Source organism: Pseudomonas sp. EB271-G4-1 (assembly GCF_058791355.1).
In genome coordinates this window covers 37,826-43,257 of the sequence record NZ_JBYTEO010000058.1, presented here as the reverse complement: position 1 = coordinate 43,257, position 5,432 = coordinate 37,826, and the positions used below count along the sequence as shown (strand labels likewise).

The window sequence follows — 5,432 nt, the reverse complement described above, 5'->3', positions numbered from 1 at the left end:
GGCTGCGATCTTTTGATCTTGTTTTTAAGATCAAGATCAAAAGATCGCAGCCTGCGGCAGCTCCTACAGGGTGAATTTTTATTTAGTTCGTTAAAACCGAAGTATAACCGCTAAAAATACGAATTTTCCTGAAGTATTCAATTGCCTAGAATCCCTCGCTATCAACGGGCCATCGTTTCGGCTGCGTTCGTTATATCGAGGAAAAACACCATGAAACTCAAAGCTACGGCCTTCTTGATCACCTCCTTGCTGGTCCTGGCCGGTTGCGACCAGGCAGAAAAAAGCGCCCAGCAGTTGATGGGCAAGGCTGCCGAAAGCGCGAAACAGGCAATCGACGATACCCACAAGGCCGCCGAGCAAGCGCTCAGTGATGCCACCGGTGGGTTGATCAGCAAAAAAGAATCATCGGAAAAAGAGGCGGAAAAATCCGCATCGTCCTCCCAGGAAATCTAAACCGTCTTACAGCGAGTCAGGACTGACCCATGGAATACCTTTTACAGTTAGCCGCCAGCCCCACTGCCTGGGTCGCCCTGGCCACCCTGGTGGTGATGGAAATCGTGCTCGGCATCGATAACCTGATCTTCATTTCGATCCTGACCAACAAACTGCCCGAGCAGCATCGGCAGAAGGCTCGGCGTATCGGTATCGGCATGGCGTTGATCCTGCGACTGGGCTTGCTGAGTACCATTGCATTCATCGTCCAGCTGACCGCGCCGGTCATTGAGATCTTCGGCCACGCATTCTCCTGGAAGGACATGATCCTGATCGCTGGCGGCTTGTTCCTGTTGTGGAAAGCCACCACCGAGATCCACCACAGCATGGACCCGGCGCCGGACGATCCGAAGTCGGCGACCTCGACCGTGACCTTGGGCTTTGCCGCTGCGATCGGTCAGATCCTGATGTTGGACATGGTGTTCTCCATCGACAGCATCATTACCGCTGTCGGCATGACCGAGCATTTGCCGATCATGATCATCGCCGTGGTGGTGTCGGTGCTGGTGATGTTGCTGGCGGCTGATCCGTTGGCCAAGTTCATCAATGACAACCCGACAGTCGTCATGCTGGCGCTGGGCTTCCTGATCATGATCGGCATGACGCTGATCGCCGAAGGCTTCGGCGCCCACGTACCGAAGGGCTACGTTTATGCGGCGATGGCGTTCTCGGCAGCGATCGAGGTGCTGAACATGATGTCCCGCCGGGCTCGGCAGAAGCGGGTTACCGCTGAGGCTTGAACCTCGATGACATAAAGCGGCCGCCTGGATTCCAGGCGGCCGTTTTTTTTACTGATTTTTTGGGTGAGCAGGGGGCGTTCAGTGGACAGTGGCGTGTGATGCGCTGGCTTTTTCGGTTTTCGCCAGAGGTGCCGGCTCGACAGGATGATGGTGCCGGCGGGTGATGCGCAGAACGCCCCATAACATGGCGGCCGCTACCGCCAACCATCCAGAAATCAACATTACGATCGTCATTGCCAGGCTCATCGAGGCCTCCTCTTCGCCCTGCTGCGGGCGCACACGCCATGCAAGTGACAGTCTAGTCGCTGGCGTGTTTCAGGCTATTGACCAAAGGTCGGCTATCACCAACCAGTTTGCTCTATCGAAGACGATCAACTGCCGATTAAGGCTATACCGCTGCAGTGCGGCGCCCTATGATCGACGGCCAAGCCGGGAATGCGATTGCCTGGCATCTGAATAAGAGAGAGATGATGGTGCGAGTAATTTCTCGAATGCTGTCGGCGGCACTGATCGTGGGGTGTGTTGCCAGTTTGGCGGGGTGCGCCGGGAGCGTTTCGCCGCAGATCAAGCGTCTGCCGGAGCGTGTCGAACTCAGCGGCCGGTTCTACAAGGGTGTGGCCAATCAAAGCGGGCCGCAAGTCTTGGCGAGCATGCTGTCGCAACAGGGCATCGTGATCACCCCTGGCTTACTCGACAAGCCTTTGCATCTGCCGGGCGGTGAGGCGCAGTTGCAACAGAACATGCAGAACCTCGCCCGCGAGTACGGGATGGTGGTTTATCCCCTTGACAGCAATCTGCCCGCCTTGCTGACCCAGGTCGCGGCCGGTTACCCGGTGATGGTGCGCTTCACCGAAGGCACGGCGCTCTGGGCCGAACCGCGCTACGCGATTTTGAGTGGATACAACCGTCAGAAGCAGACCGTCTTGCTACGTGCAGGTATGGATCAGCGGCTGATGATGGGGTTTGGTTCGTTCGAATCAGCGTTCAAGGACGCCGGCGGATGGGCCGTGTTGATTCAGAATCCGACCCAGCTGCCCGCTCAGGTCGATCAGCAGCGTTGGCTCAAGGCAGCCAACGATCTTGCCCAAGCGGGCCAGGAACAGGCTGCCGCCAAGGCGAAGAAAGCGCTGGTCGCGCAGTAAGCCCGTTCGTCACTCGCCGGGCACCTGCGGCCGTTGCCAACCTCTTATCTAAAAGGCCCGGATTTTCCCGGGCTATCAGGAGGTGTCATGGCACATTCCAATACCCCCGACGGCCCTCACTCATCCGAGCATTCGTCTGGCGATGAGTTGGGGTTCGATCCCGACTCCCCGGACCTTGCCGATCCGGCGGTCGATCCAATCGGGCCAGCCAAGGCCCCGAGGGATGTGAAGCCGGGTGACAACTCCAAGGCTCCGGCCAAACCCTACGATCCATTGGGTAATCTCAAACCCTAGTTCTTTTGGAGGTGCGTATGTCTACCGATTCGAGCTTCAACGACGAACGTCCGGAAACCGTACCGACTACTCCCGAGAAGGACATGGATCCGGTGATGGACCCGGACAGTCCGCTGCGCGATCCGCTGGCGCGGCCGACGGTGGTGCCGACTGAACATCCGCAGGGCTGGCACGACCCCAGCAAAGGTGATGGTATTCCTGATGATGACCAGATGCCGTTGCCTAACGATTGATGGCGGGGAGGTCGTCCAATTTCGGCGGGGCCCATCGTAGCGAATGATCGTTCCCACGCTCTGCGTGGGAACGATCATATGTGTTCAATCACCCATTGCCTGCTTACTTCGAAGCCTCAACAACACCACTCTGGCGCTGCTTGAGGTTCTTGTCCGATTTGTACTGCAAGGCCGCAGAAGCCACGGCGGCGCTCTTGCCGGTTTCGACCCAATTGCGGATGCGGGCGGCGTCGGCAAAGTGTGTGTACTTGCCATAGGCGTCCAGGAGCACCAGGGCAACCGGACGATTACTCATCCGGGTCACCAGCACCAGGCAATGACCTGCTTCGTTGGTAAAACCGGTCTTGGTCAACTGGATATCCCAGTCTGGCTTGCGAACCAAATGGTCGGTATTGCGAAAACCCAGGCTATAGACGGGTTTACGGAAGGTGACGGTTTTTTCCTTGGTTGTGCTCAGCTCTGTCAGCAGCGGGTATTTGTGCGCGGCGATCAACAGTTTGCTCAGGTCGCGCGCGGTCGAAACGTTACGCGCGGAGAGGCCGGTCGGCTCGACGAAATGTGTATTGGTCATTCCCAGGGCTCGGGCCTTGGCGTTCATAGCGGCAATGAACGCGGCATAGCCGCCTGGATAATGATGGGCCAGGCTCGCGGCGGCTCGGTTTTCGGAAGACATCAAGGCAATCAGCAACATTTCCCGGCGCGGCAGTTCGCTCCGGAGTTTTACCCGGGAGTACACACCCTTCATTTCCGGCGTGTCGCTGATGTTGATGTTGATGTATTCGTCCATGTTCTGCCGGGCTTCAACCACGACCAGGCCAGTCATCAGCTTGCTGACGGAAGCGATAGGGACGACGACGTCCGGATTGCTGGCATAGATGATTTTGTTGGTCTGCATGTCCAGCAACAAGGAGCTGCCGGAAGCGAGTTTGAGTTGCGAGGTGTCTCGAGGCGCCGCGGTGGTGGTGTCGCCCGCGGTGGCGATTGGCGTGATGAAAGTCCCTGTAACTGCAAAAAATAGGCTCAGGATGGAAAGACGGATTTTCACGCTGGCAGACTCAATGATGTGTTGATAAGCCGTTTTGTAACGGGCTATTTCTTAAAAAGCGCGACATTCTGGAGTATGGCTGAATAACTGTCGATGGTTGTTCGAGGACGGGGTGAAAGACCCTGTAAACATGAAAAAAAAGTCACTTTCCGGCGGATGGTCGATCCGGTTTCACGGGCAAAAAAGAACCCCGCCATGGGCGGGGTTCCTTGTGTCGCGGGTGACCGTTGCCTTAAGCCTCAGCTGTGCAGGGTTTCTGCGGCGTACAGCGTGTTTTCCAGAAGGCAGGCGCGAGTCATTGGGCCGACGCCACCTGGCACTGGAGTGATCCACCCGGCGCGGGGCAGGGCGGTTTCATAGATCACGTCACCCACTAGCTTGCCGTCTTCCTGGCGGTTGATGCCGACGTCGATCACGATCGCGCCTTCCTTGATCCACTCACCTTTTACCAGTCCTGGCTTGCCGGCAGCGACCACCACCAGGTCGGCGCGGCCGACATGATCGGCCAGGTCATTGGTGAAGCGGTGGGTCACGGTCACGGTGCAACCGGCCAGTAGCAATTCCATTGCCATCGGGCGTCCGACGATATTGGAAGCGCCGACCACTACCGCGTTCATCCCGTACAGGTTGGCACCGGTGCTTTCCAGCAAGGTCATGATGCCTTTTGGCGTGCATGGGCGCAGCAACGGGATGCGTTGGGCCAGGCGACCGACGTTGTAAGGATGGAAGCCATCGACGTCTTTATCCGGACGAATGCGCTCCAGCAATTTGGAAGCGTCCAGGTGTTCGGGAAGAGGAAGTTGAAGTAGGACGCCATCAATCGCCGGATCGTCATTGAGGCGATCGATCAGGTCGGCCAGCGCTTGCTGAGTGGTGTCGGAAGGCAGGTCATAGGCCTGGGACAGGAAGCCGACCTCTTCACAGTCTTTACGCTTGTGCGAGACATAAACCTGAGAGGCAGGATCGCTGCCGACCAGGATCACCGCGAGGCCGGGCGTGCGCAGGCCTTGCTGGCGACGCTCGTTGACGCGTTGGGCGATCTGCTGGCGCAGGCTGGCGGCGATCGATTTGCCGTCGATAAGTTGTGCAGTCATTGCGCGTGATTAACCATCGAGAGGGGAAAAAAAGAGAGCGTATTCTCGCATGTCATGCGGTGAGGGCAAAGGCGCTTGGTCTGCAAATTCCGCTAACCCCTTTAATTAAATGAATTTTTTTCAAAAAGGATTTGACGACCTGCAGGGGGCTCTATACTATTCGTCGCACTTGTCGGGCACAGCCTAGCACTGGTTGAGAAGGTTGAGCGGGATTGCGGTTCTGCAAAACTGAAAAGCACTTAGTTTGTAGTCCTCCAAGAGTACAGATTAACAAGGCGCCCGTAGCTCAGCTGGATAGAGCATCCGCCTTCTAAGCGGATGGTCGCAGGTTCGAGTCCTGCCGGGTGCGCCATTAGGCAGCTTTGGCACAAGTAGCGCGATATGGTGGGCGT

General features: G+C 57.3%; 8 protein-coding genes and 1 tRNA gene. 6 read left to right on the top strand and 3 right to left on the bottom strand.

Annotation, left to right across the window (positions count from 1 at the left end; genetic code table 11):
• Window positions 1-210 precede the first annotated feature (210 nt).
• A complete protein-coding gene (locus AC3WWR_RS24315; protein ID WP_020800930.1) occupies window positions 211-453 on the top strand; it encodes a hypothetical protein in 243 nt (80 codons plus the stop codon).
• 29 nt (window positions 454-482) lie between these two features.
• Complete coding sequence (locus AC3WWR_RS24310) at window positions 483-1,232, top strand: TerC family protein (RefSeq protein WP_020800929.1); 750 nt, start codon at window positions 483-485, stop codon at window positions 1,230-1,232.
• Window positions 1,233-1,310: 78 nt separating this feature from the next.
• Here the strand turns inward: AC3WWR_RS24310 and AC3WWR_RS24305 are convergent, their stop codons facing one another.
• Entirely contained in the window at window positions 1,311-1,478 is a 168-nt protein-coding gene (locus AC3WWR_RS24305) for a hypothetical protein (protein WP_020800928.1), read from the bottom strand.
• Window positions 1,479-1,645: 167 nt separating this feature from the next.
• Here AC3WWR_RS24305 and AC3WWR_RS24300 point away from each other — a divergent pair, with 167 nt between their 5' ends.
• The 3 genes from AC3WWR_RS24300 to AC3WWR_RS24290 all read left to right on the top strand — a co-directional run bounded on the left by AC3WWR_RS24300 (window position 1,646) and on the right by AC3WWR_RS24290 (window position 2,901).
• Window positions 1,646-2,374 carry a hypothetical protein gene (locus AC3WWR_RS24300; RefSeq protein WP_020800927.1) on the top strand — a complete coding sequence of 243 codons (729 nt, stop codon included), beginning with the start codon at window positions 1,646-1,648 and terminating at the stop codon, window positions 2,372-2,374.
• Between the two features lie 87 nt (window positions 2,375-2,461).
• Complete coding sequence (locus AC3WWR_RS24295; protein WP_020800926.1) at window positions 2,462-2,668, top strand: DUF6021 family protein; 207 nt, start codon at window positions 2,462-2,464, stop codon at window positions 2,666-2,668.
• A gap of 17 nt (window positions 2,669-2,685) precedes the next feature.
• A complete protein-coding gene (locus AC3WWR_RS24290; protein WP_020800925.1) occupies window positions 2,686-2,901 on the top strand; it encodes a hypothetical protein in 216 nt (71 codons plus the stop codon).
• 103 nt (window positions 2,902-3,004) lie between these two features.
• Here the strand turns inward: AC3WWR_RS24290 and pbpG are convergent, their stop codons facing one another.
• Both pbpG and folD read right to left on the bottom strand, forming a co-directional pair.
• Window positions 3,005-3,946 carry a D-alanyl-D-alanine endopeptidase gene (gene pbpG / locus AC3WWR_RS24285; protein ID WP_020800924.1) on the bottom strand — a complete coding sequence of 314 codons (942 nt, stop codon included), beginning with the start codon at window positions 3,944-3,946 and terminating at the stop codon, window positions 3,005-3,007.
• 239 nt (window positions 3,947-4,185) lie between these two features.
• Window positions 4,186-5,040 (bottom strand): bifunctional methylenetetrahydrofolate dehydrogenase/methenyltetrahydrofolate cyclohydrolase FolD, encoded by an 855-nt coding sequence (gene folD / locus AC3WWR_RS24280; protein ID WP_020800923.1) that lies wholly within the window; start codon window positions 5,038-5,040, stop codon window positions 4,186-4,188.
• Between the two features lie 275 nt (window positions 5,041-5,315).
• Between folD and AC3WWR_RS24275 the strand changes: the two genes are divergently transcribed.
• Window positions 5,316-5,392 (top strand) — tRNA-Arg (locus AC3WWR_RS24275).
• The last annotated feature ends 40 nt before the right edge of the window (window positions 5,393-5,432 follow it).